At 63.4% G+C, this 22,095-nt stretch carries 19 protein-coding genes; 13 read left to right on the top strand and 6 right to left on the bottom strand.

Annotated elements, in window-relative coordinates:
- Positions 1 to 70: 70 nt before the first annotated feature.
- From GL300_RS09110 to GL300_RS09100, 3 genes are all read right to left on the bottom strand, one after another.
- Positions 71 to 1,174 (bottom strand): FUSC family protein, encoded by a 1,104-nt coding sequence (locus GL300_RS09110; RefSeq protein WP_155039318.1) that lies wholly within the window; start codon positions 1,172 to 1,174, stop codon positions 71 to 73.
- Positions 1,171 to 1,629 (bottom strand): MarR family winged helix-turn-helix transcriptional regulator, encoded by a 459-nt coding sequence (locus GL300_RS09105; RefSeq protein WP_155039317.1) that lies wholly within the window; start codon positions 1,627 to 1,629, stop codon positions 1,171 to 1,173. Before GL300_RS09105 ends, GL300_RS09110 begins: the two co-directional genes overlap by 4 nt.
- Before the next feature lie 67 nt (positions 1,630 to 1,696).
- The gene (locus GL300_RS09100; protein ID WP_155039316.1) at positions 1,697 to 3,733 is read right to left on the bottom strand and encodes an NADH:flavin oxidoreductase; all 2,037 of its coding nucleotides are present in this window, start codon (positions 3,731 to 3,733) and stop codon (positions 1,697 to 1,699) included.
- Positions 3,734 to 3,846: 113 nt separating this feature from the next.
- On the opposite strand from GL300_RS09100, the gene GL300_RS09095 reads away from it, so the two are divergent.
- Positions 3,847 to 4,473 carry a TetR/AcrR family transcriptional regulator gene (locus GL300_RS09095; RefSeq protein ID WP_155039315.1) on the top strand — a complete coding sequence of 209 codons (627 nt, stop codon included), beginning with the start codon at positions 3,847 to 3,849 and terminating at the stop codon, positions 4,471 to 4,473.
- Positions 4,470 to 5,237 (top strand): pyrroline-5-carboxylate reductase family protein, encoded by a 768-nt coding sequence (locus tag GL300_RS09090; protein ID WP_155039314.1) that lies wholly within the window; start codon positions 4,470 to 4,472, stop codon positions 5,235 to 5,237. Before GL300_RS09095 ends, GL300_RS09090 begins: the two co-directional genes overlap by 4 nt.
- A gap of 6 nt (positions 5,238 to 5,243) precedes the next feature.
- Here the strand turns inward: GL300_RS09090 and GL300_RS26155 are convergent, their stop codons facing one another.
- The gene (locus GL300_RS26155) at positions 5,244 to 5,981 is read right to left on the bottom strand and encodes an FCD domain-containing protein (protein ID WP_170297634.1); all 738 of its coding nucleotides are present in this window, start codon (positions 5,979 to 5,981) and stop codon (positions 5,244 to 5,246) included.
- 349 nt (positions 5,982 to 6,330) lie between these two features.
- Here GL300_RS26155 and GL300_RS09080 point away from each other — a divergent pair, with 349 nt between their 5' ends.
- Both GL300_RS09080 and garD read left to right on the top strand, forming a co-directional pair.
- A complete protein-coding gene (locus tag GL300_RS09080; RefSeq protein ID WP_155039312.1) occupies positions 6,331 to 7,695 on the top strand; it encodes an MFS transporter in 1,365 nt (454 codons plus the stop codon).
- A gap of 84 nt (positions 7,696 to 7,779) precedes the next feature.
- Complete coding sequence (gene garD, locus GL300_RS09075; RefSeq protein ID WP_155039311.1) at positions 7,780 to 9,327, top strand: galactarate dehydratase; 1,548 nt, start codon at positions 7,780 to 7,782, stop codon at positions 9,325 to 9,327.
- Between the two features lie 369 nt (positions 9,328 to 9,696).
- On the opposite strand, the gene GL300_RS09070 is transcribed toward garD, so the two are convergent.
- Both GL300_RS09070 and GL300_RS09065 read right to left on the bottom strand, forming a co-directional pair.
- Positions 9,697 to 9,885, bottom strand: coding sequence for a hypothetical protein (locus GL300_RS09070; RefSeq protein ID WP_155039310.1), 189 nt, complete (start codon positions 9,883 to 9,885; stop codon positions 9,697 to 9,699).
- Positions 9,886 to 10,180: 295 nt separating this feature from the next.
- Entirely contained in the window at positions 10,181 to 12,988 is a 2,808-nt protein-coding gene (locus GL300_RS09065) for an ATP-binding protein (protein ID WP_343042956.1), read from the bottom strand.
- An 899-nt stretch (positions 12,989 to 13,887) separates the two neighbouring features.
- On the opposite strand from GL300_RS09065, the gene GL300_RS09060 reads away from it, so the two are divergent.
- The 9 genes from GL300_RS09060 to GL300_RS26635 all read left to right on the top strand — a co-directional run bounded on the left by GL300_RS09060 (position 13,888) and on the right by GL300_RS26635 (position 22,063).
- Complete coding sequence (locus tag GL300_RS09060; protein WP_155039308.1) at positions 13,888 to 14,856, top strand: alpha/beta fold hydrolase; 969 nt, start codon at positions 13,888 to 13,890, stop codon at positions 14,854 to 14,856.
- 30 nt (positions 14,857 to 14,886) lie between these two features.
- A complete protein-coding gene (locus GL300_RS09055; protein ID WP_155039307.1) occupies positions 14,887 to 15,447 on the top strand; it encodes a cysteine hydrolase family protein in 561 nt (186 codons plus the stop codon).
- 105 nt (positions 15,448 to 15,552) lie between these two features.
- Positions 15,553 to 16,182 carry a cysteine hydrolase family protein gene (locus tag GL300_RS09050; protein WP_155039306.1) on the top strand — a complete coding sequence of 210 codons (630 nt, stop codon included), beginning with the start codon at positions 15,553 to 15,555 and terminating at the stop codon, positions 16,180 to 16,182.
- Positions 16,183 to 16,209: 27 nt separating this feature from the next.
- On the top strand, positions 16,210 to 17,691 hold the full coding sequence (locus GL300_RS09045; protein WP_155039305.1) for a catalase: 1,482 nt from the start codon (positions 16,210 to 16,212) through the stop codon (positions 17,689 to 17,691).
- Between the two features lie 16 nt (positions 17,692 to 17,707).
- Positions 17,708 to 18,637, top strand: a complete 930-nt coding sequence (locus GL300_RS09040; protein ID WP_170297633.1) for a helix-turn-helix domain-containing protein — start codon at positions 17,708 to 17,710, stop codon at positions 18,635 to 18,637.
- A gap of 96 nt (positions 18,638 to 18,733) precedes the next feature.
- Positions 18,734 to 19,588 (top strand): alpha/beta fold hydrolase, encoded by an 855-nt coding sequence (locus GL300_RS09035; protein WP_155039303.1) that lies wholly within the window; start codon positions 18,734 to 18,736, stop codon positions 19,586 to 19,588.
- A gap of 19 nt (positions 19,589 to 19,607) precedes the next feature.
- The gene (locus GL300_RS09030) at positions 19,608 to 20,315 is read left to right on the top strand and encodes a hypothetical protein (RefSeq protein ID WP_155039302.1); all 708 of its coding nucleotides are present in this window, start codon (positions 19,608 to 19,610) and stop codon (positions 20,313 to 20,315) included.
- 25 nt (positions 20,316 to 20,340) lie between these two features.
- Complete coding sequence (locus GL300_RS09025; RefSeq protein ID WP_155039301.1) at positions 20,341 to 20,808, top strand: carboxymuconolactone decarboxylase family protein; 468 nt, start codon at positions 20,341 to 20,343, stop codon at positions 20,806 to 20,808.
- A gap of 406 nt (positions 20,809 to 21,214) precedes the next feature.
- The gene (locus GL300_RS26635; RefSeq protein WP_246195126.1) at positions 21,215 to 22,063 is read left to right on the top strand and encodes a hypothetical protein; all 849 of its coding nucleotides are present in this window, start codon (positions 21,215 to 21,217) and stop codon (positions 22,061 to 22,063) included.
- Positions 22,064 to 22,095 lie beyond the last annotated feature (32 nt).

Raw genomic sequence — 22,095 nt, 5'->3', positions numbered from 1 at the left:
ACCAACGGAAGGGTGCGGGAGAGATCACGATTTTGTCAACGCGGATGAACTGCGACTTATGGTTTAGGCGTCAGCCCGCCATACGCGCGTCGTGATGGCGGGCCAGATGCGCCCGGTCGTCCAGCGTCGAAAGGACGATGGCGACCAGCATGCCGATCACCACGCCCGCCAGCGTGTCCAGCACCCGTTCCGACGCCATCGCCGCGCCCGAGGCCTGCGGCATCGCCAGATAGCTCATCAGCAGGGCCATCGGCGTCACAAGGATCTGTCCCAGCCCGTAATTCGTGCCGATGATCAGCTCGGTGGTGATTTGCAGCATGGCCAGCACCACGATCAGCACCCAGAACGAAGGGTCAGCCTGCAGGATCAGCCAGACCAGCAGCGCCCCGGCAACCGTTCCCGCCATCCGCTGCAGGGCGCGGGACATGCTGACATGCAAGAACGGGCCCTGAATGACCACGATCGCCCCCATCGCCGCCCAGGCCGGATGCGCCGCGCCCGCCATGTCGCTGGCAAATGCCGCGATCCCCGCGCCAAGCACCACCCGTGCCGAGGCCGTCAGCCGATGTCCCAGCGGGCGGACCGGTTCGACCGGCAAGGGCCGGTCGGGCCCGGCGGCATGGCGCAGCACCTCGGTCAGGGTGCAGACCGCCCAGGCGAGGACCGCGACCAGACCGGTCGCCGCGACCCGGCCGAATATCTCGGGCAGGGTGACCGGATGCCCCATCGCGGCCCCGGCGGCAAAGACAAAGATCAGCACCCCCGGCGGTCCCAGTCGCCATGTCGTCGTGGCAAAGAACAGCACCCCGCTGGCCAGCGCCAGCAAGGTCAATTGACCATTGGCCGAAAGGCCCAGCCAGACCGCCAGCGACATGGACAGCACCGCCAGAACCTGCAGCGCACCGCTTTGCAGCAGCACCCGGGCGCGCTGCCCCTCGGGCGCGAAGCGGCCAAACAGGGCGACCAGCGCGCCAAGTGCGGCAAAGCCGGTCAGCCCGTGCCATGGCGACAGATGCACCAGCGGCAGGGCAATCGCCAGCGTCAGCGCCGCCTGAGACCCGGCCAGCGCCGCATTGCGCAAAGACGGCTGCCGCGCCAGCGTCAGACTGTCGCGCAGATGCAGGGGCCGCAGCAGATGGCGGGTGGCGGCACGGCGGGACAGGGTCTGGGTCATCGCTTGCCCTCGGTCGGGGAAACCATCCGGGCCTCGATCCGGTCGAAATGGCCCAGCATCGCGGCAATGTCGGTATCGGCCAGATCGGCCAGCAATTCGTCCTCGGCGCGGCCAAGCTCGCGGCGGATCTCGGTGACGCGGGCCTCACCGGCGGGGGTCAGGTGGATCAGCTTGGCGCGGCCATCGCTGGCGTCGGGGCGACGTTCGACCAGACCTTCGCGGCACAGGAAATCCAGCACCCGCACAAGGCTGGAGCCGTCGACGCCCACCAGCGCCGCCAGTTCCTTTTGCGAGATGCCGCCGCCGGTTTCCCGCAGATGGACCAGCGGCACCCAGCTGGCGTCAGACAGGCCAGCCGCGGCCAGCCGCAGGTCGATGGCACGCCGCCAGCGCCGGGCCAGAAGCGAAAAACGAATGCCGAAGCGCGAACGAGCCGAGGGGGAATCCTGTGTCATCCCGCCAATATGGCGACTTTAAATTGATTTGCAATTCAAATTATATTTTGTCGTCTTTTCAGTGAAATTACAGATCCTTCATCAGCCGCAATGCATCATAGATCGCCGCATGAGTATTGCGCGCCGAGACCGCATCGCCAATGCGGAACAGCTGGAAGCGGCCCTGCGGATTGGCGGCAAGCCCTTGCGCCTGACCCGCCACCAGCGCCTCGTAATCGACTTCACCCAAGTTCCGGGACAGGGGCTTCAGATCGAAATACAGCTCGTCCAGCGGCCGGGTGCCGTGGTTGATCACGACCTGATCGACCAGCCTTTCGCGGGTCACCGGGCCGTAATCGCTGCTCAGCGTGGCAAGGATGCGGTTGGCTTCGCGTGCCAACCCGACCAGCCGCCACGTCACGGTAAAGGTGGTGTCGCGGCCCTGCATCGCGCGCATATAGGGCACCAGATTCATCGCCATCACCTCGGGGGCGAAGCTGCGGTCGGGAGTGACGATTTCCACCCGCGCCCCGCTGGCCGAGATCAGGTCGGCGGCCATCAGCCCGGCATGATCGCCCGCATCGTCAAAGACCAGCACCTCGCGCCCCGGCTTCACATCACCCGACAGGATATCCCATGCCGAGCAGGCCAGATCATTGCCCTGCGCCAGCACCTCGGTATGGGGCAGGCCGCCGGTGGCGATGACCACGATATCGGGATCGCTTTCCAGAACCGTGTCGGTCTCGGCATAGGTGTTGAACCGGAATCCGACACCCGCTTTGATGCATTGATCATAGCGCCAGCGGATGATCGAGATCATCTCGCGCCGTCTTTCATCCTGCGCGGTCAGGCGGATCTGGCCGCCGGGCTCGGACGCGGCCTCGAACACCGTCACCTGATGGCCGCGGGCGGCTGCCACGCGGGCGGCCTCAAGCCCGCCCGGTCCGGCACCGACCACCGTCACGCGGCGCGGGGAGGGCGCGGGGGCCACGACATGTGGCATCGTCAGTTCGCGGCCCGTGGCGGGGTTGTGCAGGCACAAGGCCATGCCGCCCTGATAGATACGGTCGAGGCAGTAATTCGCGCCGACGCAGGGGCGGATGTCGTCCTCATGCCCCTCGACCAGCTTGCGGACCAGATGCGGGTCGGCCATATGGGCGCGGGTCATGCCGACCATGTCCAGCCGCCCGCTGGCGATGGCGTGGCGGGCGGTGGCAAGATCGGGGATCTTGGCGGCGTGAAAGGTCGGCATCCCGGTCGCGGCGCGGATCTCTCCGGCGAAATCCAGATGCGGGGCGTTGCGCATGCCCTGAATCGGGATCAGGTCGGTCAGGCCGGCATCGGTGTCGATATGGCCGCGCACCACGTTCAGGAAATCGACCAGCCCGCTGTCGCGCAGCTTGCGGCTGACCTCCAGCCCCTCGGCCTTGCCCATGCCGCCGGGCAGATCCTGATCGCCGGTATAGCGCAGGCCCACGATGAAATCCGGCCCGCAGCGGTCGCGGATGGACCCCAGCACCTGCATCGCAAAGCGCAGCCGATTGTCCAGCGATCCGCCATAGGGTGCCTCCAGATCATTGGTCAGCGGCGACCAGAATTGTTCCAGCAGGTGGCCGTAAGCCTCAAGCTCGATCCCGTCGACGCCGGCGGCCTTCATCCGCTCGGCGGCATCGGTGAAATCGCTGATGACGCGGGCGATGTCCCAATCCTCGATGCGTTTGGGAAAGGCGCGATGCGCGGCCTCGCGTTCGTGGCTGGGGGCAAGGACGGGCAGCCAGTCGCCGGTATCCCAGCGGGTGCGCCGCCCCAGATGGGTCAGCTGGATCATCACCGCCGCGCCATGGTCGTGGCATTCGTCGACCAGCTGCCGCATCCAGCCGACGACCTCATCCTTCCAGACAAGGATGTTGTTGAAGGCGGGCGGGCTGTCGCGCGCCACGCTGGCCGAGCCCGCCGTCATGGTCATCGCCACGCCCGCCCGCGCCCGTTCGACGTGATAGGCGCGGTAGCGTTCCTTGGGCATCCCGTCCTCGGCATAGGCGGGTTCGTGGGATGTGATCATGATGCGGTTGCGCAGCGTCAGATGACGAAGCTGAAACGGCTGCAGAAGCGGGTCGCGGGACATGTCGGCCTCCGGTTGCTGAAGGCAGGATTCCAAAACTGTTCATATGTGTCAAGTTTTCGTTCATGACTGAACATTTTCTTGCCCAAGCACGCGGGCGGCCCTAGTCTGGATGCATGGATAGCGTTCAGGAACAGGATGCAGGCTGGCGCGGCTCGCCCGATTTGTGGCTGGGTGCGGCCTATGACGCGCTGATCGAAAACGGCGTCGATGCGGTCAAGATCCAGCCCCTGGCGGCGCGGCTGAGGCTGTCGCGGACCTCGTTCTACTGGTTTTTCAAGGATCGGGCGGCGCTCCTGGACGCCTTGGCCGGGTTGTGGGCGGAACGCACCACCGCGCCGCTGGTCGCCGCCAGCCATGCCTTTGCCGCGACCGAGACCGAGGCGATGCTGAACCTGATCGGCTGTTTCCTGAGCGAGCGTTTCGACGCAAGGCTGGAATTCGCCGCGCGCAGCTGGGCGCTAAGCGATGGGGCGATGATGGTCCGGTTGCAGGAAGCCGATGCCGCGCGGCTATCCGCGATCGAATCCCTGCTGATGCGCTGGGGCCATGACCCGAAGGACGCCGATGTCCGGGCGCGGACGGTCTATCTGGTGCAGATCGGCTATATCTCGATGCAGACGCGCGAAAGCCTGACCACGCGGCTTGAACGCATTCCGCATTACGTCGAAATCTATACCGGACGCCGCCCCGATGCGGCGGAACTGGCGCGGTTCCGGGCGGGACTGGAGGAGGCCTCATGACCATCGGCATCATTGGCGGCACCGGCTGGATCGGCGCGGCACTGGGGCGGGCGCTGCTGGCGACCGAAACGGTCGAGGCGCAGGATCTGGTGATCCTGAACCGCTCCGGCCCGCGCGAGGATTATTTCGGCCATAAGGTCCAATGGGCGCGCGATTGCCGCGATCTGGTCGAGCGCTCCGAGGTCGTCGTGCTGTCGGTGCGCCCGCAGGACTGGCCGGGCTTGGATTTCGCGGGGCAGGGGCGGCTGGTGCTGTCGGTGATGGCGGGGGTGCCGATCGCGGCCATCGGGCCGCGCACCGTCCGCGCCATCCCCAATGCCGCGGCCGAGATCGGGGCGTCCTATTCGCCTTGGGTGGCGGGGCCGGACGTGACCCGGCAGGACCGGGCGCGGATCGCCGCGATTCTGTCGGCCATCGGGCGCGAGGAAGAACTGACCGAGGAATCGCAACTGGACCTGATGACCGCCGTGCCCGGTGCCGGTCCGGCCTATCCGGCGCTGATGGCGGTGGCGATCATGCGCTATCTGACCGATCAGGGGCTGCCCCGCTCGGTCGCCGAACACGCCGCCGAGGCCGTCATCTGCGACGCCGCGCGCCTGCTGTCGGGCCGCATGGCCGAGGCCGAGGCCATGGTGCAAAGCTATGTCGATTACGCCGGGACCACCGCCGCTGGCCTGCTTGAGGCGCAGCGGCTGGGCTTTGACACCGCGCTTCAGGAAGGTTTCGCCGCGGCTACCCGCAAGGCGGCCAGCTTGGCCGGCTGAACCGCCCTATTCCTCAAGGAAGACGCGGGTCCGGGTGCGGGTCAGATGCTCGGCCATCGCGGCCCGCGCGGCTTCCGCATCGCGGGCACGGATTGCCTCGACAATGGCAGCATGTTCCTGACTGACCAATGCGATGCGGCCGGGGCTGAGCCTGCCTGACAAGCTGCGGGCAAATTCGATGCTTTTGACGAATTGCGGCCCGGCCGAGGCCAAAGCCGCAAGCAGGAAGGCGTTATGCGCTGCCTCGGCAATTGCCAGATGCAGCAGGCGGTCTTCCTCGATCCCATGCGCACCGGCGGCAAGGGCCACGTCCACGGCGCGATGCGCGGCCTCGATCCGGGCCAGCTGTTCGGGCGTGTGGCGGGTCGCCGCAAAACCCGCGACCTCGCATTCGATGACCTGCCGGAATTCGAACAGCCGCTGCATCGTGGCGATGCTGCCGATATCGGGATAATCCAGCACGCCCGCATTGGGCTTGCGCAGCACCATGCTGCCCTGACCCTGACGCGAGGTGACGATGCCGTCGATCTTCAGCCGCGACAGGGCCTCGCGCACGACGGTCCGGGATACCGAATACATCTGGCAGAACTGCGCCTCGGTCGGCAGACGGCTGCCTTCGGGTAGGGGTTTGTTCAGGATCAGGTGCAGGATCTCGTCATAGATCTGGTCGGCCAGCGTGGCCGCGCCTGCGCCGCGCGCGCTTTCGTCCGGGATGGTCCTGTCGTCCCTCAATCTGCTTTCCACTTGTATTTCCTTGCGTCGCGACGGGTGCGACGCCTCCTCCGCGGCGAAAGATAGTCCGTCGCGCGCCCCATGTGTAGGGGCGCGCCTTGTGCGGGGCAGGGTCTGTGGCAAGGGGGCTGCGGCAGGGATCGCGGGCGGCGTCTCGCCAACTTGTATTATTTGTATTGTCAAACCGGCGGTGAATCGCATAGTTGTATGACATGTAACTGCATGGCGACCTGAAAATCCAACCGGTTCAACGGCTTGCGACGGGACGAATCCCCGCGCCCTGATCCAGCGGATAATGCGCGACCCGCGCCGCTCAGGTCGTCTGGAACTGATACAGGCTCGGGAGGAACAGCCTTTGGATATGTCCACACATCTGGGCTCTGCTGCGGCAGAGGCCCGGCGCACCAATGCCCGCTGGGGCATTCTTGCGATGCTCTTCATCGCGACCACGATCAACTATGCCGACCGCGCGACCATGTCGATGGCGGGCAAGGACATGAGCGCGGCCCTTGGCCTGTCCTCGGTCCAGATGGGCTACATCATGTCGGCCTTTGCCTGGTCCTATGTGCTGGCGCAGTTGCCGATGGGCACGATGCTGGACAAGCACGGCTCGCGCAAAGTCTATTTCTGGGGTCTGCTGCTGTGGTCGGTCTTCACCATGGCGCAAGGCCTGGTCGGCTTCCTGACCGGTGGCGCCGCTGTCGCGCTGCTGTTCGGCCTGCGTCTGGCGGTGGGTGCCGCTGAAGCGCCCTGCTTCCCCGGCAATGCCCGGCTGACCTCGGCCTGGTTCCCGAAACAGGAACGCGGGTTTGCCTCGGCGATCTTCAACTCGTCGCAATATTTCGCCACTGCCGCATTCGCGCCGCTGATGGGCTTCATCGTCCACACCTTCGGCTGGGAGGCAGTGTTCTACATCATCGGCGCGCTTGGCGTCGTGCTGGCTGCGGTCTGGGGCAAGTTCATCTTCCCGCCGCGCCTGCATCCGGGCGTCAATCAGGCCGAGCTGGACTATATCCGTGAGGGCGGCGCGCTGGTCGATCTGGACTATGCCGCATCCGAGGCGAAGCCCAAGACCGTCGACACGATGAAATGCATCAAGGAACTGCTGGCCAGCCGCATGCTGCTGGGCGTCTATATGTTCCAGTTCTGCATCAACATCCTGACCTATTTCTTCCTGACCTGGTTCCCGATCTATCTGGTCAAGGAACGCGGCATGTCGATCCTGAAGGCGGGCTTTGTCGCCTCGCTGCCGGCGCTGTGCGGCTTTGCCGGTGCGCTGCTGGGCGGCTGGCTGTCGGACCAGATGCTGAAACGCGGCTATTCGCTGACCGTCGCCCGCAAGACGCCGATCGTGATCGGCATGTTCCTGGCGATGTCGATGCTGGCCTGCGAATATGTCGACTCGAACGCGCTGGTCATCTTCTTCATGTCGCTGGCCTTCTTCGGCAAGGGCGTGGGCTCGCTGGGCTGGGCGATCGTGTCGGATACCTCGCCCAAGGAAGCCGGCGGCATCTCGGGCAGCCTGTTCAACACCTTCGGCAACTCGGCCGGCATCGTGACGCCGATCGTCATCGGCTATCTGGTGCAGGCCAGCGGCGGGTCGTTCAACAGCGCGCTGGTCTTTGTCGGTCTTAGCGCCGCAGTCGCCCTGTTCATGATGCTGGTCTTTGTCGGTCGTATCGAGCGGGTCGAGCTGAAGAAATCGCTGGTCGCGCAAAACGCGTGATGACAGTCTTGGCGGCGGCCCTCGGGTTGCCGCCATTTACGTGACATTCCTGCGCCGGTTCCGGCGCAACCCGAGGAGCCCGAGATGAACCAGCAGGTAGCCATGGAAGCCCCCCGTTCGATCCGTTTGAACCCCAGCGACAACGTGGCCATCGTCGTCAATTCCGGCGGCCTGCCCGCCGGGACGCAGATGGGTGACATCACCCTGATCGATCACGTCCCGCAGGCCCATAAGGTCACGCTGGCCGATATCCCCGAAGGCGGCGCGATCACCCGCTATGGCGAGGTCATCGGCTATGCGATCAAGGCCCTGCCGCGCGGGTCCTGGGTCAACGAATTGCTGCTGGAACTGCCCACGCCGCCGGAACTGGCAAGCCTGCCGCTGGCGACCAAGGTTCCCGCCGATCTGCCTGCGCTGGAAGGCTATACCTTCGAGGGCTACCGCAATGCCGACGGAACCGTGGGCACGCGCAACGTGCTGGGCATCTCGACCTCGGTGCATTGCGTGGCGGGCGTGGTCGATCACGCCGTCCGCATCATCAAGGAACGCCTGCTGCCGAAATACCCCAATGTCGATGACGTGGTCGGCCTGAACCACCTTTACGGCTGCGGCGTGGCGATCAACGCCCCCGAGGCCGTGGTCCCGATCCGCACCTTGCAGAACCTGGCCCGGAACCCGAATTTCGGCGGCGAGATTCTGGTCGTCGGCCTTGGCTGCGAGAAGCTGCGCCCCGAGACCCTGATGCCCGAACTGCCCTCGGACCTTGCCATGCGCAATGTCCTTAGCCTGCAGGACGAAGGCTTCACCGGCTTTCAGGCGATGATCGACGGCATTCTGGCCATGGCCGAGGAACGGCTGGAGCAGTTGAACCGCCGCACCCGCGAAACCGTCCCGGCATCCGAATTGGTGGTTGGCCTGCAATGCGGCGGCTCGGACGCGTTTTCGGGCGTGACCGCGAACCCGGCGCTTGGCTATGCCGCCGACCTGATCGTGCGGGCAGGCGGCACGGTGATGTTCTCGGAAGTGACCGAGGTGCGCGATGCGGTGCATCTGCTGACGCCCCGCTGCGCCGATGAGGAAACCGGCCGCGCCATGCTGCGCGAGATGAAATGGTATGACGATTATCTGGCGCAGGGTCGCACCGACCGCAGCGCCAACCCCTCGCCCGGCAACAAGAAGGGCGGACTGTCGAACATCGTCGAGAAAGCTCTTGGTTCGATTGCGAAATCTGGCAGCAGCAAGATCTCTCAGGTGCTGGCGCCGGGTGAGCGGGTGACGAAAAAGGGCCTGATCTTTGCAGCGACGCCTGCCTCGGATTTCGTCTGCGGCACGCAGCAGCTGGCCTCGGGCATGACGCTTCAGGTCTTCACTACCGGTCGTGGCACGCCCTACGGTCTGGCCGCCGCGCCGGTCATCAAGGTCGCGACCCGCACCGATCTGGCGAAACGCTGGCACGACCTGATGGATTTCGACGCCGGCCCCGTCGCCACCGGCGAGGCCACCATCGAGGAAGTCGGCCAGCAACTGTTCGAGCTGATCCTTGACGTGGCCAGCGGTCGCAAGAAGCCGTGGTCGGATGTTTGGGGCATCCATAACGCGCTGGCGGTCTTCAACCCCGCCCCGGTGACCTGATCCGGGAAACCCGGCAAAAATCACCCCGTTCTGCAGGTGCAGGGCGGGGTTTTTCTATTGGACGGGTGTATTCGTCGGCAGAAGCCCAATCTTTCCGTCATCCATCACGCATGCCGGACTAGCGAATTCTGCCCAAACATTGCTCATGAGTGGCGTAGCAAAGTAGCGGCAGTCGGCACACCTCGATGCCGTTCCCTCGCCAATCAGAACGTGGGATCGCCCACGAGATTGCTACAAGAATAGGAATCGACGACCCCGTGGTAATCGCGGGCGGACACGTCGTTCGCGTTCATCTGGATATTCCCGCCTGCGGTCAGGTCGAGAGTGCCGTAACCGCCCTGACGGATCGGGGACTCGGCCAGACGCGGATCAAAGACGCCATTCTACCCGAGGTGCTTTGCAGACGCAGCGCCCCGCCGATGCGCCATTGATCGTCGGGCAGGTGACAATGATCGCGATCTTCAGCAGGTGCTCGGGCAGGAAGGTATTATAGCGGCTGCCCGCCGCGCCATCGATGGACGAGGCCGTGGCCCAGATCGCCAAGGAGGAGATCCCCATTCCCAGCATCACCGCTCAAACCGCCTGACCATGATCTCAGGCCATCCCAAAAATGACACCACGCGGAAGGACATGACCAGCGAGGGCTGTTAGCCCTTGGCGACGCGTCAATCTTGGCCGTTTGCAATGGCAGTGAAGCGTTGCGGGTATCTACCGACGATCTGCGATCAAAGCCTGCAGCGCTGCGGTATTCCCCAATTGGTCACCAGTTGGGTATGATCAGTTCTGGCCACGGAATGCTTGAAGATCCGGTCAGCCTTTCCTGCCCAAACAGCAGTAAAGACGCCGCCGAGCTTCACTTTATGGCCGACAGCAGCCGCCTCGCCTGCCTTACATCCTGAGTTTTCGTGCCTTGGGTCATGCGCCTGAGACTCTCGGAGAGTCTGTCTCGCGCCAAGGTCTGATACCCGCTATGCAGGTCCAGTTCGGCCAGGTTTGTTGCAATGCGAAGCTCCCAGGCCATGGCGCCCTGACTACGGGCTGTCTCAAACGCGAATTCCAACTGCGCGCGTGCGCCCTCGGCATCACCGCCGGAAAGAAGCTGCATCGCTGCGATACGCTGCAATTCGGCGGTGCTCCAATGGGGATGGTGCCGTTTTTCCTCTCCGTCCATCTGCGTGATCCATGCCATGGGAAGGCCCGGCAGGATCGTAGCAAGGATATGGCGGTGCAGCCCGTCCAATTCGTCCGCGTAAGCAATGATGGCATCGTCGGGCGCCGCCACTCCGTGCTTGAGGCGGTGGACCGCGCTTTGATAGGTTCGACCCCAGCGCCCCCAATAGCTGTAATCGTTCTCGGCCGAGATCTTCATCAGCAGGGCGGAAAGCGACTCGGCCTGCTCGATGTCCCCGACCCAGAAAGTCAGCGGAATGATCATCATTCCCAGGCCATAAGCCAGCCCAAGCAGATCGCCCGACAACCCGACCGTCACCGCCTCATGTGCCAAGTCCAACGCGGCATCGGCCTGACCGGTCAGCCATAGCAGGTTCGACATGTTCGCCCGCGACGTCACGCCCTGCTTGTACATCAGGTCCAGTTGGACATGGGCCGTCATCTGCGCATTCGATCGCAACGCCGCCCGTCCATGACGCGCGGCATCGACAAGATTCCCGTCCCGCCACATGCTGAGCGCGACGATGCGATGTGCCATCGCGATCTGCGCCGTATCGCCCGAGGCCTCCGCGACCTGCTGGAATTCGCGGGCATAGATCAGGGCATCGCCATATCTGGCTTGGGTCAGGCGGGTCCCAAACATCGCCCAGAGACAGTCAAGATGGCAGCTTCGGTTTTCCGTCCGATGTGCCACATCAATGGCCTTGATCAGCATCGGCTGAACCTTTGGCGACAGGCCCAGTGAATTGTACCAGGCCTTGTGCAGGCTGGGCGCAAGCCAGACCAGATCGGTTTCGTCAAGATCGGGATGGTTCGAGAAAATGTCGATCGCCCGTTCGATGACCAGAGCGTAGTCCTTGAGCATCGAAAGCCGCAGCCACATCGGGCCACTCTCGACGATCAGTTGCACCGCTAGCCGTGCATCTCCGCCCTCGCGCAACCCCCAGGCGATGGCCGCGCGGATATCGGCCGCGATCCGGCGCAATTCGGCATTGTGGTCGCCTCTGCCCTCTGCATTGGTGCCGCCGATCCGGATGGCCTGCGCCAGTTCGGTGACCAGATGTGCGGCGTGGCGGTGCTGGATTTCGGGCGCATCCGCTCTGTCCGCCAGCCGCGAGGCGCAAAAGGCGCGCGTCGTCTCCAGCAGGCGGTAGCGCACCGATTGGCCCGAGCGGCTGACGATCACGAAGGATTTCGTGACCAGCGAGGCGACCAGACGCAGAAGGCTCTCGAATTCACTTTTTGAAACCTGCCCGGCGGCCTCCAGTTGAAATTCGCCCTGAAAGACGCTGAGCATCACCAGCAGGTTCCGCTCATCCTCGGATAGCAGGTTAAAACTCCATTCGAGCGTTGCTGCCAGCGTGCGATGACGCGGCAATGCCGTGCGCTTGCCGCCGTCAAGAAGGCTGATCTGCCCCTCAAGCGCATGGGCAAGGGCCTCGACGCCGATCGCCTCGATCCGACCGGCAGCCAGTTCGATGGCAAGTGGAATGCCGTCAAGGCGACGCGCAATCTGGACCAGCGCGGGCACATCCTGATCCGAGAAAGAAACGCTTTGCGCGGCCATCGCCCGTTCGACCAGCAGTTCAATACCGGGATAGTTGAGCGCCTCGACAAGCGACGGGGGCATGGTGCCTTCGGGGGGTAGCTCAAGTCCGCCAAGACGCAGGACGGCCTCGCCATCGATCAGAAACGGCTCGCGGCTCGTGACCAGAATGCGCAGGTCCGGCGCTTGCAGCAACAGGCGTCCGGCAAGCGCAGCAGTCACGTCCAGCACATGTTCGCAATTGTCGAGGACCAGCAGGGTCGGGGTCGCCCTGACCGCCGCAAGGATAAGCTGTTCAGGCGCGTTATGCGGATCGCCCGTCCCACCAAACGTCGCGGCGATGGCTGCCGGCACGAGATCAGCGGAAGCGAGCGGCGCCAGATCTACAAAGCAGATCCGAAATTGATCGTCATCGGCAAGGCACCAGCACAGTTCGACAGCAAGGCGGGTCTTGCCGATCCCACCCGGTCCCACAATGCTCAGGCAACGATGCCGCTGCAGGCGGTCAAGGGCAATGGCAACATCCTCACCCCGGCCTATCATCGAGGACAGGGGCGAGATCAGGCCCATTGCGTTCAAGCCAGCCCCAAGCTGATTTTCAGGGTTGGGGACTGGCGGACAGGTCAGCGCATATCCCCGACCGGGAGTGTTCGAGATATGGGACGGCCCCGACGACCCGGCGTCGAGCAACCGCCTGAGCGCCGACATCTGCACGCGCAAGTTCGCTTCATCGACATGAATTCCGGGCCAGGCCGAGGAAATCAGCTCGGCATAGCCGATCGTCTCTCCTGGGTTCTGCGCGAGCGTCCGCAGGAGCATCCTGGCCCTGCTGCCAATCCTGACCGGGCTGTCTTGCCGCAACAGGACGCCCGAGCCGGGAAGGAAACGATATTCTCCGAAGCGGACCTCATATCCCGTTCCGGAGGACTGAAACGCGCCTTCCACCACTCACCTCATTACCGAAATCAGGGATCGATGGTGGAATGCTAATGGCCATGCGCAGCGCTGTCGCCCTTCCGAAGTACGATATTGCGTGGAATCGCCTGCTGCCCTATTTTATTCGCCCCTCTTGATCGCCAATGCGCGGAATGGCGTGGCTATTACAAATCGTCCACTGCAACGACCGCAGCCTCTTGCCGGCGATAACCTCACGCAGGGGAGGATGGCGTTTGATAGGCTTGAATTTTGCTGAATTTCGGGCCTTTAAGGGCGTTTCCTAGACTTATCACCCGAGATGCTGCTGCCCAATGCCACTCCTGAGGAGCGGGCCGAATCCGGCAGCATTTGAGGGCGGTGCATTCGGAGCGTGCAAGAAAATGTCCCGCTGATCCGCGCGGGAGTCCTGATCGACAACCGTGCGGGGCTGGAATTTCCAGCCCCGCATCAGGCGGCTGGCCGACAACCTCAAGATGGCCGGGATCGAGCCGGTTCATCTCACCAAGCCCATCCTTACCCAGGCCTTTGCCCTACAAGTCGGGCGAGACCTTGGGTGATTGTTGTAAGCGGGGCTACCCGATTACCCATGACGATGTCGGCCGCATGTCTTTGGTCCAAGCGCGAAGCCGGAAAATCTGCCGGTCGAGGATCGGCGGTTCTTGTTGAGTGATGATCTCGGCTTTGGCATCAAGCGGGCGCTGGCAAACCGGCGAAAACTGCTCGGCCGCGCGCCCTGAGAGCATCTGGAACCGCGTAGCGATCACCAAGGCCATCCGCGACGGCAGCTATCGCCTTGTCCCGGCATGTCCCTGCTTTGCAATTTTTTGCGACGATTTACTCGTCAGTTCGCCCCTTACTGCCCAGCATGACCAAGCCGCATCCCACCGCCCTACAGCCCCGAGGTGCCCATGACCCGCAATCCACCGATTTTCCCCGACGCCACGCGGCGTGGTATCCTGATCGCAGGTGGCGCGGCGCTGACCGCAACTATGCTGCCACCCTTTCCGGCCCTCGCCGATGCCACCACCAAACAGGGAGATTTCATCATGTCCTATGTCACGACCTCCGACGGCACCGAAATCTTCTACAAGGACTGGGGCCCGCGAGAGGCTCAGGCGATCGTCTTTCATCACGGTTGGCCGCTGTCGTCGGATGACTGGGACAGCCAGATGATGTTCTTTCTGGACAAGGGGTTCCGGGTCATCGCTCATGACCGGCGGGGACATGGCCGCTCGACCCAGACCTTTACTGGCAATGAGATGGACACCTATGCCGCCGATGTCGCGGCGCTGACCGACCAGCTTGACCTGAAGGGTGCAATCCATGTCGGCCACTCGACCGGTGGCGGCGAGGTTGCGCGCTATGTCGCAAGGGCAAAGCCGGGCCGGGTCGCAAAGGCCGTGCTGATCGGCGCGGTCCCCCCGCTCATGGTCAAGACCGAGGCCAATCCCGGCGGCCTGCCCATCGAGGTATTCGACGGCTTTCGCGCGGCCTTCCTTGCCAATCGGGCGCAATTCTTCAAGGACGTGCCCTCGGGGCCGTTCTATGGCTACAACCGCCCCGGCGCGACGCCCAGTCAGGGCGTGATCGAGAACTGGTGGCGGCAAGGCATGATGGGCGGGGCCAAGGCGCATTACGACTGCATCAAGGCCTTTTCCGAAACCGACTTCACCGAGGACCTGAAGGCGATCAGCGTCCCCGTCCTTGTGATGCATGGCGATGACGATCAGATCGTGCCCTATGCGGACTCGGCCCCGCTTTCCGCGAAGCTGCTGAAAAACGGGGTGCTCAAGACCTATCCCGGTTTCGATCACGGCATGTGCACGACGCATCCCGACGTGATCAATGCCGACCTGCTTGCCTTCTTCCAAAGCTGATCAACCCATCCCGAATGCGAGGTGCGCGTCATGCCCAAAGCCCTGATCGTCATAGACATCCAGAATGACTATTTCCCCGATGGCGACTGGCCGCTGGTCGGGGTCGAAGAGGCTGCCGCGAATACCGCGCGCCTGATCGCCGCGGCGCGGTCAGCGGGTGATCTGGTCGTGCATATCCGCCACGAATTCGAAAGCGCCGCCGCCCCCTTCTTTCGTCCCGGCAGCAAGGGGGCCGCAATCCACGCGTCCGTCGCACCGATTGAGGGCGAGCATGTCGTGCTGAAACACCAGATCAATTCCTATCTGGGCACGGATCTGAAGTCCCATCTTGACGGGAACGGCATCTCGGAAGTGGTGATCTGCGGCAATATGAGCCATATGTGCGTCGATGCGGCGACGCGCGCCTCGGCCGATTTCGGCTATGCTGTGGTGCTGGTCCATGACGCCTGCGCCTCTCGCGATCTGGAATTCAACGGCACCCGCGTCCCGGCGGCGATGGCCCATGCCGCCTTCATGTCGGCGCTGTCATTCGCCTATGCCAAGGCCCTTTCGACCGATGAATATCTGGGCCAAGCCGCCAAGGCCGCCTGATCCGGCCTATCCGAAGGTTTGGCCCCGCCACACGGTCGTAGAATTTCCCTTGGCAATGCGCGGGACCAGACTTTCCCGAAATTTCGCCGTACAGGACTGCCGCAGATGTCCCAACCCACATCCTATGATCCGGGCCGAACGGCGCTGCTGTTCGTCGATCCTTACAACGATTTTCTGGCCGAGGGCGGTAAGCTATGGCCCCTGGTAAAACAGGTCGCGACCGGTCTGGGTCTGCACGATAACCTGCGCAAGGTTCTTGCAGCGGCGCGGGCAGCCGACCTGCATGTCTTCATCGTCCCGCATCACCAATGGGAAAAGGGCGATTTCGAGACCTGGGATCATCCGACGCCCTATCAGCTGGGGGCCGCGCATCATCAGGTCTTTGCCAAGGGCAGTTGGGGCGCGGAATGGTTTCCCGATTTCGCACCCCGGGCGGGAGAGATCGTCGTCAAGGAACATTGGGGGGCCAGCGGATTTGCCAATACCGATCTGGATCTGCTGCTGAAACAGCGCAAGGTCACGCATGTCGTCCTGATCGGGCTGATCGCCAATACCTGCATCGAAGCCACCGGGCGCTTCGCCTCCGAGCTTGGCTATCACGTGACGCTGATCCGCGATGCGACCGCCGCCGCCAGCCCCGAGGCGCTGCACAATGCGCATGATGTGAACGGCCCGACCTATGCGCATGCGATCCTGACCAGTCACGAATTCATCGCGGCGCTCGACAGCGTCTGAACCTCGACCCAGAAAAGGGCGGATGACATGAGCGACAAGCCCCTGACCCATGCCAATGGCGCACCGGTGGCCGATAACCTGAACATCCAGACTGCTGGCCGTCGCGGTCCCGCGCTGTTGCAAGATATCTGGCTGATCGAGAAACTGGCCCATTTCGACCGCGAGGTGATCCCCGAGCGCCGCATGCATGCCAAGGGTTCGGGCGCATATGGAACCTTTACCGTGACCAGCGACATCACCCGCCATTCCAGCGCGGCGCTGTTTTCGCAGATCGGAAAACAGACGCCGGTCTTCGCGCGCTTCTCGACCGTCGCGGGGGAACGCGGCGCAGCGGATGCCGAGCGCGACATTCGCGGATTCGCGGTGAAATTCTATACCGAACAGGGCAATTGGGATCTTGTCGGGAACAATACGCCGGTCTTTTTCTTTCGCGATCCCTTGCGCTTTCCCGACCTGAACCACGCGGTCAAGCGCGATCCCCGGACCGGGATGCGCAACGCCCATAGCAATTGGGACTTCTGGACGCTGCTGCCCGAGGCCCTGCATCAGGTGACCATCGTGATGAGCGATCGCGGCATCCCGCGTTCCTATCGTCATATGCACGGTTTCGGCAGCCACACCTTCAGCCTGATCAATGCCGCGAATGAACGGGTCTGGACGAAATTCCACTGGCGCTGCGGGCAGGGCATCGAAAATCTTCGCGATGACGAGGCCGCAGCCCTGATCGGCGAAGACCGCGAAAGCCATCAGCGCGACCTGTATACCGCCATCGAAAGTGGCGATTTCCCGTATTGGACCCTTTGCGTGCAGATCATGACCGAGGCACAGGCGCGCAGCCATGGCCACGATCCCTTCGATCTGACCAAGGTCTGGTCGAAGCGTGACTACCCGCTGATCGAGGTCGGGGTCATGGAGTTGAACCGCAACCCCGAAAATGTCTTTGCCGAGGTCGAACAGGCCGCCTTCAGCCCGGCCAATGTCGTGCCCGGCATCGGCTTTTCGCCCGACCGGATGCTGCAGGCGCGGCTTTTCTCATATGGCGATGCGCAGCGCTATCGGCTGGGCGTCAATCACATGAACATCCCGGTCAACGCACCGCGCTGTCCGGTCCATGCCTATCATCGCGACGGACAGATGCGGGTTGATGGCAATGCGGGATCGACCATTGCCTATTGGCCGAACTCGGTCGATGAATGGGCCAGTCAGGGACAGGCGGACCCAGCGCTGCCGCTGGAAGGTGCGGTGGATCATTACGACCACAGATTGGCTGACGACCATTTCGAGCAGCCCGGCGCGTTGTTCCGTCTGATGACGCTGGACGAGCGCCAGCGCCTGTTCCAGAACACCGCCCGCGCCATGGCCGGAGTGGGCATTGAGGTCAGGCAACGCCATGTCGCGAATTGCGCGCGGGCCGATCCGGCCTATGCCGCAGGCGTCACCGCAGCACTGTCCTTAGATCCCGTGGCCGATGACGCCGCGCGGGACCGGCTGGCGTCAGTCGGTCCGTGAGCCGGGGCCAGATCGCATGCGCCCCAGTCTTGCCCGAGCAGCGCAGGCAAAGCCAAGCTTTGGCCCCGAAGCCTGGCAGCAGGTCTCGACGATTCGTCATGAGGGGATATCCTATGGGATCAGGTCGGTCTCGGCATGGACCTTTCTCAGTGCCAAGGTGGTCGAGGCCTCGTGCCTGCGCCCCTCGGTCAATTCCGATGAGGCGGATTGTTCGCGGCTGATCGTCATGCTGTCGCAACCGGATGCGCGCGTGATGATCGGCCCGCATGGCCGCCGCAGGCCCGTCCCGACGCATGATACGCCGCATCAGATGACCGTGGCCGCGCCCGGTGCGCGGCAATGGGGATTTTTCGATCACCCCTCGGGGCCGCTGCGCTGGCTGGTCCTGCAATTCGACGTCGCCAATCTGGGCCGTCAGCTTGGCGAAGGCTATGAGCCTTCGGATTTCCGCCCCCGCTACATGTTCCATGATCCGGCGCTTCTGCACATCGCCCGTCAATATGAGGCGGCTTGCGAAGGTGGCAAACAGCCCGAGACCCTGCGGGACGACATGCTGGCGCTGGCCCTGCTGCAAAACCTGGCCCGGATCGAGCGCCCGCATGAGGATCGCCCGCGCGGGCTGTCACCCGCCGAGCGGCGGCTGATCATCGAATACATGCGCGCCCGCCTGACCGAGAACATCCGGTTGAGCGAGCTGTGCAATCTGGTCCAGCTTTCGCCCTTTCATTTCTGCCGCGCCTTCAAGGTCTCGCTGGGGGTATCGCCCCATATCTGGCAGATCCGCGAAAGGGTGCGCGTGGCGCAGGTGCTGTTGCAGGAACGGGAATCGACCCTAGCCGATGTCGCGCTGGCGGTCGGTTTCTACGATCAGGCGCATTTCACCAGATACTTCCGCAATATCGTCGGTCTGCCTCCGGGCAGGTGGCTAAGGGCGCGCCGCGTCTGATCCGACGCAGCAATCGCTTACAATACGCCCCCACCGGCAAAAGCTAGGCTTTGGATGAACTGCCTGTCCCAATCCCCCGCCGATCGGAGGAAAGATATGAATATCCAGCAGATTTCCGCAACGACCTCGCCCACCGATTATCTGACGGTCAATGGCCGGACGCTCGCTTATCGCGCGATGGGCAAGGGGCGGCCGATCATTCTATGCCACCGTTTTCGTGGGGTGATGGACCTCTGGGACCCGGCCTTTCTGGAGGCCTTGGTTGGGCAAGGCTTTCAGGTCATCGTCTTTGACTATTCCGGGCTGGGGCTTTCGGACGGAACCCCGACCTATAACCCGATCGAGATGGCCGCCGATCCCCGCGACCTGATTGCGGGGCTGGGTCTGCGCGATGTCGTCCTGGGCGGCTGGTCCCTGGGCGGCATGGCCGCGCAGGCCGCGCTGACCCTTTATCCCGACCGGATCAGCCATCTTGCGCTGATTGGCACCACGCCGCCGGGCGATCTGGTAAAACTGGCCGAGCAGCTTTTCTATGACCTCGCTGGCAAGGACAGCTATTCGATCGAGGATATCACCGCGCTGTTCTTTGAGCCGAAATCCGAGAAAAGCCGCGCGGCTGCGGTGCGGTCTCAGGCGCGGATCGAGGCCCGAATTGAGGATCTGTCGCCCCCGGTTCCGGTCGAATTCGCACGTCCCTTGCTTGCGCATGGTCCGAAAAGCCCGGCATTTCCCGCCGAGCCGGTCCTGCAAATGCTGAAATCGACGCGGGTCCCGATCCTGCATATCGGCGGCGATCACGACATCATCTTCCCGGTCGAGAACTGGTACGCGCTGAACGAGGTCCTGCCGAGCGTCACCTTGGTCACCTTCCCTCAGGCCGGGCACGGGCCGCAGCACCAGCATCCGCAGCTTACGGCGGATATCATTGCCAGTTTCGTGCGTAACCAGTGACCCATACGGAGAAAGCCCGATGACCCGCATCCATCTTTGCGCCTCGCTTGCGCTGCTTGCCTCGGTCGGGCAGGTCCATGCCCATTCCGTGAAATCCGAGCCGACCGAGGCCGTGCAGGCCGCCTTCGACATCATCGAGACCAAGATTTCGATGAAGGACGAGACGGCGATTTTCTCGACCCGCGTCCGGGGCGAGGCCGGAGCGCAAAAACCAGCCGCAACCGGCAAGTTCGAGGGCTCGGATGTCTACGCCTATGTGTGGCCGACCTCGCTCGACAGCGCCGAGATCGGGTTCGAGGCCAAGCAGGGCATCGTCGCGCTGGCCGTGACCTTTCACCCCGATTTCGACGATGCGGCGAATGGCGGCGTCAATCGCGACATCTGGCATCCGCATTGGGTCGTTTTGGCCGAGGACAAGGCCTGCGGCGGCGGGCTGAAGGTCATCGACATCCCCGAAGGCGCCAAGCCGAAGCTGCCCGCGACATGGCCGGGCGTGCCGCTGCTGATCGACAGCCCCGAATACCCGACGACCTTCAAGGGCGACGCGGTGGATGTCGAAATCCCCCTGCAACTGATCGGCGGGATTGCCGGGGCCTCATATGATGGGGTCACGGCGGGGTTGAAGGTGAATGGCAACCTGCACGCGCCCCTGCTTTGCGTCAGCAATGTCTTCAAGGTGGCCTCGGGCAATCTGAGCCTGCCGGGCAAGGTGGCGCCCTTGGACTGACCATTTCCAGATGAAAGGACCGCAGATGAGCCGGATCAGTCTGATCGACCCGTCCAGTGCGATGGGTATCACCGCCGAACAACTCACCCGGATCAGCGGAGCCTTTGGCATGGTCCCAGACATGTTCAAGGTGGCCGCCAATTCCCCAGCCGCGCCGAGCAGCATTTTGGGTCATTTGCTGCGCTTGGTTCTGAAGGTGGGTGAGCAGATCGCCGACCGCAACAATTACACCTACTGCCTTGCCACGCATAAGGGCGTCGGCCGCAAGGCCGGTTTCAGCAGTATCGAGATAGTCGAGGCGCAAGCGGGTCGCTCGACCGACCCACGTATCGCCGCCCCGGATGTCGATGCCCTGCGGGTTGCGGGATTGGGCGATGAGGAAGTGGTCGAGATCATCACCCATGTCGCCCTTAACCTCTTCATCGATTACCTCAATGTCGCGCAGGACGTGCCGGTCGATTTTCCCGGCGTGAAACTGACACGCGCGGCATGAGGGAAAGGGCGCGGATCGCCGTCCTCCCCACCGCCCCCGCGATCCGCGCCCAACTGTCAGGCAAGGTCAGCCATGCCTCGCAACCGAAAGACCTTCTCAAGGGCCGAGGCGCGACCTTGACTGTCGCACGGCCAAGATGTCGCCCTGATCCGCATCGAGGACACAGGTCCCGGCATTCCAGCCGCATTATTGCCCAAGGTCTGCGAGCCTTTCGTGCGCGGCGAGGACAGCTGCTCGACCGAGAGTGGGCCTGTCCATCGCCCGGGATGTCTTCCGTGACCATGGCGGCACGATGGTCTTCGCGTCGAGATCCGCCTGCTGCGGCGCGGAACCATGCCGACACGATCTGCCATTCTCAGGCTCCCACAGCCTAGAACCCAGAGCAGGCCAGAGCCGTGAGTTAGACATGACCGAGATAAGAACATCGCTATTCGATACGCTCGAAGTCTATGGCCGCGCGACACGGTTAATGCACAGGTGCATCGCTGGCTCGGCAATTTCTCGGGATGGGCTGCGGTTGATCTTTGGCCGCCAGCCGTTTCTATCGCCCTTGCTGGCATCGCATCAGCCTGTCGGAACCCTCTTTTGGGTGCTGATCGTACTGCGGGTGATCTGGGCGCTGGCCAACCGACGCAATCGACCGAGCCATCGAGGTGGGTTGCTGGGCAAGGCGGCAGCCGTAGGCCATGGCATGCTGTATCTGGTTAAACTGCTGGTGCCGGTTATCGCCTTGATGCGGGCCAATGGGTTTTGCACCTTTCGGCTTCGATATCTTTCCCGCCCGCCCGATATCGGATGGCTGGTCGAACTTGGTGGTCGTTACATGGCGATTGCTATGGGTGCCCGGCGTGCTGATTGTCGTTATGGTGGGCTTCCACGAGGCGATGTCGCGCGATGGTACGCTGGTGCGCATGACCCGAACAAAGGCCCCTCGCATCGGCAACTGAAGACACCACCATCCATTCGCGCGGGGCTGTTCACTTTCCTCGGCCCTCGGGGCGGTGTTGTGAAAAAATTCGCCAGTTGCACCTGCACAGCTTGTCGTCATTCGGCTTCGCGGAAATGCGACCGACGCCCAAAGCGGGATGACGGCGACGCAGCCGCTGTGTGCGGTGAACTGGAAAAGCCGCCGTCCGCACGGCGTCGGGTCACCAGACGCGACTTAAGGGCGGTTCAGCGCCAGACGCCGTCTTCTCCTGCATTGCGCGGGGTTCTCGACGCCATCGTCCGCGCGGTCGTTGGCCAGATGTGTTAACCTGCGGGCATTGATCGGCGCATCAGCGCGAC

This window comes from Paracoccus litorisediminis (assembly GCF_009711205.1).
GTDB classification, from domain to species: domain Bacteria; phylum Pseudomonadota; class Alphaproteobacteria; order Rhodobacterales; family Rhodobacteraceae; genus Paracoccus; species Paracoccus litorisediminis.
Note: the sequence above shows the minus strand (reverse complement) of the source record. Positions and strands in the feature narration are given on the sequence as shown.